Origin of the sequence: Mesorhizobium sp. M2A.F.Ca.ET.037.01.1.1 (assembly GCF_003998075.1) — a bacterium.
In the GTDB taxonomy this organism is placed as follows: domain Bacteria; phylum Pseudomonadota; class Alphaproteobacteria; order Rhizobiales; family Rhizobiaceae; genus Mesorhizobium.
On sequence record NZ_RZSA01000602.1, the window covers coordinates 1 to 4,173 of the forward strand.

Consider the following 4,173-nt stretch of genomic DNA (forward strand, 5'->3'; position numbering starts at 1 on the left):
TCCTCAAGGCGGTCTCGCTCTACCGCGGCGAGGACCGCACGATCGACTATCTGGTGCTGCCGAAAACGCTGGTGCAGCCGATCGAGGCGCCGTCCGCCAGCGCCCTCAACGCCTATTTCGACGCCAACAAGAAGAACTACGCCGCGCCGGAATACCGCAAGTTCTCCTATGTCCGGCTGGAACCGCAGGACATCGCGGATCCGTCCGCGGTGACCGACCAGCAGGTCAGCGACGACTATAAGAAGAATGTCGCGCGCTACACGACGCCCGAGATGCGCACCATCGAGCAGCTGGTGTTCAAGACGCCGGACGCGGCCAAGGCGGCTTTGGATTCGCTGAAGGCTGGCGCCACCTTCGACAAGCTCGTCACCGCCGAAGGCAAGACGCAGGCCGACACGCTGCTCGGCACGCTGTCCAGGGACAAGATCGCCGACAAGGCGGTTGCCGACGCGGCCTTCTCGCTCAATGCCAACGAGGTAAGCCAGGTCGTCCAGGGCGCCTTCGGTCCCGTGCTCCTGCGCGTCACGGAGATCAAGCCGCAGGTCGTGAAGCCGCTTTCGGAAGTGTCCGACCAGATCCGCAAGGACCTGGCGCTCGGCGAGGCAAGCCGCATCCTGCTCGACGTGCATGACAGCTACGAGGACACCCGCGCCTCGGGCGCCTCGCTTGCCCAGGCCGCCGACAAGCTGAAGCTCAAGGTCGTCACCATTGACGCTATCGACCGCACCGGCCAGCGGCCGGACGGCACCGTAGTCAACGACCTGCCGCAATCGGCCGATCTCATCAAGGCGGTGTTCGCGGCCGAGCCCAATACCGAGAATGAAGGCCTGACGACCGCCGACAACGGTTTCGTCTTCTACGAGGTGCAGTCGGTCACGCCGGCGCGCGACCGCACGCTGGATGAGGTCCGCAAGAAGGTCGTGGCCGACTGGACGGAAGCCGAGACCGACAAGCGGCTCAACGCGAAGGCGCAGGAGCTCGAGAAGCGCCTCAAGGCCGGCACCACGCTCGACGTCATCGCCGGCGAGCTCAAGCTCGACAAACAGACCAAGCGCGGCTTGAAGCGCGAAGCCGACGATGCCGATTTCGGCAAGGAGGGTGCCGCCGCCATGTTCGGAGTCGGCGAAGGCGGCACCGGCCTGATCCCCTCGCCCACCGGCGACGGCCAGATCCTGTTCAAGGTCGCCGAGGTCTTCGAGCCGGCTGGCGCCGACGGCAGCACGGTGCCGGACGAGGCGCAGAAATCCTTCGGCGCCGGCATGTCCGACGACCTGCTCGACCAGCTGGTGGCGCAACTGCAGTCGCAATATGACGTTCGCATCGATCCGAACGCCGTTTCGCAAGCACAGACACGATGAGCGCGCTGAAGACACATATCGCCAAGGTCGCCACCGGCACCGCGCTTTCCTTCGAGGAAGCCCGCGAGGCGTTCGACATCATCATGTCGGGCGACGCGACGCCCGGCCAGATCGGCGGCTTCCTGATGGCGCTGCGCGTGCGCGGCGAGACCGTGGGCGAGATATCCGGCGCGGTCGCCACGATGCGCGCCAAGATGCTGCGTGTCGAGGCGCCGCAGGGCGCCATCGACATCGTCGGCACCGGCGGCGACAATTCGCACTCGGTCAACATCTCGACCGCTTCGGCCTTCGTCATCGCCGCCGCCGGGGTGCCGGTCGCCAAGCACGGGAATCGCGGCCTGTCCTCGCTGACCGGCTCCGCCGATGTGCTGACGGCGCTGGGCGTCAGAATAGATATCTCGCCGGAAATGATCGGCCGCTGCATCCATGAGGCCGGCGTCGGCTTCATGTTCGCGCCGGCGCATCATCCGGCGATGAAGCATGTCGGGCCGACCCGGGTCGAGCTCGGTACGCGCACCATCTTCAATCTGCTCGGACCGCTGTCGAACCCCGCCGGCGTCAGCCGCCAGATGGTCGGCGTCTTCCTGCCGGAATGGATCATGCCGGTGGCCGAGACGCTGAAGGCGCTGGGCGCCGAGCACGCCTGGGTCGTCCATGGCGATGGCTATGACGAGATCACGACCACGGGCGAGACGCAGGTTGCGGAGCTTGCCGGCGGCGAGATCCGCACCTTCGCCCTGACGCCGGAAGCCGTCGGGCTGAAGCGGCACACCAAGGAAGAGCTACGCGGCGGCGACGCGGCCTACAACGCCAGGCAACTGCGCGATATGTTGGGTGGCGCCGCCGGCGCCTATCGCGACACGGTGCTGATGAACGCCGGCGCCGGTCTGGTTGTGGCCGGCAAGGCGACGACGCTTGCCGACGGCATCGCGGCGGCGGCGCAAGCGATCGACAGTGGCCGCGCCCTCGCGGTGCTGGACAAGCTCGTCGAGATTTCGAACGGATAAGGCCTTGTCGGACATCCTGCGCAAGATCGAAGCCTATAAGCGCGAAGAGATCGCGGCGGCGAAGGCGAAGATACCGCTGGCCGAGCTCAAGGCGCGCGCAAAGGATGCCGGTGGGACGCGCGGTTTTTTGGCGGCGCTCGAGGCGAAGCGAACAGCGGGGAGCTTCGCGCTGATCGCCGAAATCAAGAAGGCCAGCCCTTCCAAGGGGTTGATCCGTGCCGATTTCGACCCCCCGTCATTGGCGCAGGCCTATCAGCAAGGTGGCGCCGCGTGCCTTTCGGTGCTGACCGACGCACCGTCTTTCCAGGGCGCTCCGGAATTCCTGACGGCCGCGCGCGCAGCGGTGCGCCTGCCGGCCCTGCGCAAGGATTTTCTGTTCGATCCCTATCAGGTCCACGAAGCACGCGCCTGGGGCGCCGATGCGATCCTCATCATCATGGCGAGCGTCGACGACGCGCTGGCCAGCGAGCTTGAAGCGACCGCCTTCGAACTCGGCATGGACGCACTGATTGAGGTGCATGATGAGAATGAAATGCAGCGCGCGCTTACTTTGTCTTCGCGGCTGATCGGCATCAACAACCGTGATCTCAGAACCTTCCAGACCAGCCTCGACGTTTCGGAGCGCCTGGCCGCCATGGTGCCGGCGGATCGGCTGCTGGTCAGCGAGAGCGGCATCTTCACGCATCAGGATTGCCGCCGGTTGGAGAAGAGCAAGATCGGTACTCTCCTCGTCGGCGAGAGCCTGATGCGGCAGGCGGACGTAGCTGCCGCGACCAAGCTTCTGCTGACAGGCAAGGCAGCGGCCGAGGCGGTTTGAGAATGCCCGCCCTCACCCATCTCGGCGCCAAGGGCGAAGCCAACATGGTCGATGTCGGCGACAAGGCCGAGACGACCCGCACGGCAATCGCCGAGGGCTTTGTCTCGATGCGGCCCGAAACGCTGGAGATGATTCTGGCCGGCGACGCCAAGAAAGGCGATGTGCTGGGCACCGCCCGCATCGCCGGGATCATGTCAGCGAAGAAGACGCATGAGCTGATCCCGCTTTGCCATCCGCTGCTTCTGACCAAAGTGGCCGTCGAGATCGAGCCGGACCATTCGCTGCCCGGCCTCAAGGTGACAGCGCTCGCCCGCGTCACCGGCAAGACCGGCGTGGAGATGGAAGCGCTGACCGCCGCCTCGGTCGCCTGCCTCACCATCTACGACATGGCCAAGGCGGTGGATCGCGGCATGGTGATTTCCGGTGTCCGGCTGGTCGAGAAGACCGGCGGCAAATCCGGTGACTACAAGGCGGATGCCTGATGGCGCTGGTACCGGTCGCCGAAGCGCTCGCGCGCCTGCTCGACGGCGCAGCGCCTTTGCCGGGCGAAAGCATTCCGCTGGCGGACGCGGCCGGGCGGGTCCTGGCGGAACCGGTTGTGGCGCTGCGCACGCAGCCGCCCTTCAACGCCTCCGCGATGGATGGTTATGCCGCGCGTTCCGCCGACGTCGCTTCAGCGCCAGCGCAATTGGAAGTGATAGGCATGGCGCCTGCCGGGCGCGGTTTCTCCGGAACCGTCGGCAAAGGCCAGGCCGTGCGCATCTTCACCGGCGCGCCGCTGCCTGAAGGCGCCGACACCATCGTCATCCAGGAAAACGTCCGCGACCTCGGCAATGGCAGGATCGAGGTGACGGAGCCGACCGCGCAAGCACGCAATGTCCGGCGCCGCGGGCTCGACTTCAGCGAGGGCGACGTGCTGCTCGGAAATGGTCGCGTGCTCGACGCGGCGGCCCTTTCGCTGGCGGCTTCTGCCAACCACCCTGCCTTGAAT

Annotated in this window: 4 protein-coding genes and 1 pseudogene; all 5 read left to right on the forward strand. The window is 66.3% G+C overall.

Annotation, left to right across the window (positions count from 1 at the left end):
- Positions 1 to 1,358, forward strand: a 1,358-nt coding sequence (locus EOA27_RS25140) for a peptidyl-prolyl cis-trans isomerase (protein ID WP_127257519.1), incomplete at its 5' end; no start/stop codon positions are given.
- Positions 1,355 to 2,365: an anthranilate phosphoribosyltransferase gene (gene trpD, locus EOA27_RS25145; RefSeq protein WP_126082665.1), complete on the forward strand. Its 1,011-nt coding sequence runs from the start codon at positions 1,355 to 1,357 to the stop codon at positions 2,363 to 2,365. The genes EOA27_RS25140 and trpD, both read left to right, overlap by 4 nt.
- Before the next feature lie 4 nt (positions 2,366 to 2,369).
- On the forward strand, positions 2,370 to 3,182 hold the full coding sequence (trpC, locus tag EOA27_RS25150) for an indole-3-glycerol phosphate synthase TrpC (RefSeq protein WP_127257521.1): 813 nt from the start codon (positions 2,370 to 2,372) through the stop codon (positions 3,180 to 3,182).
- Positions 3,183 to 3,184: 2 nt separating this feature from the next.
- A complete protein-coding gene (gene moaC / locus EOA27_RS25155; RefSeq protein ID WP_126082663.1) occupies positions 3,185 to 3,664 on the forward strand; it encodes a cyclic pyranopterin monophosphate synthase MoaC in 480 nt (159 codons plus the stop codon).
- A pseudogene (locus EOA27_RS25160) lies at positions 3,664 to 4,173 on the forward strand (molybdopterin molybdenumtransferase MoeA); the annotation flags it as partial. The gene moaC and the pseudogene EOA27_RS25160, both read left to right, overlap by 1 nt.